The sequence below is a fragment of the Mesorhizobium sp. M4B.F.Ca.ET.089.01.1.1 genome (assembly GCF_004022605.1).
GTDB classification, from domain to species: Bacteria; Pseudomonadota; Alphaproteobacteria; order Rhizobiales; family Rhizobiaceae; genus Mesorhizobium; species Mesorhizobium abyssinicae.
In genome coordinates, this window is record NZ_RZOS01001605.1 from 1 (window position 1) to 383 (window position 383).

1 protein-coding gene is annotated in these 383 nt (G+C 62.1%); it reads left to right on the forward strand.

All coding sequences use genetic code 11. The annotated features are described in order from the left end of the window. On the forward strand, positions 1–383 hold a 383-nt coding region (locus EN780_RS39645; protein ID WP_348631308.1), incomplete at both ends, for a Druantia anti-phage system protein DruA.

Consider the following 383-nt stretch of genomic DNA (forward strand, 5'->3'; position numbering starts at 1 on the left):
GGCCCTTGGCGGCACGCGGTACTTTCAGCCGGTGGGTTATACCATCGGCTGGGGGCACTTCCATATTACAGACGCCCTGTTTGAGAAACTGCGAACCTATCTCCGGCAGCTCAATCACGGCTACGCCGACCACCATGAGTACGGCAAGGGACCGAACTGGCGGCTGCGCACCATCAAGGCGGCGCTGACGCGGCTGGGCTTCAAAGACTCGCTGCTAAAACACGGCATTCAGCGGCAAGTGTTCCTGTGCAGCCTGGCCGCCAACACGGTCGACATCCTCCGTGGGAGCGGCGCCGATCCTGACTACAGCAACCTATTGAGCGTCGCAGAAGTGTCGGCGCTGGCCGTAAACCGCTGGATGGTACCGCGCGGCATCCGTGAGC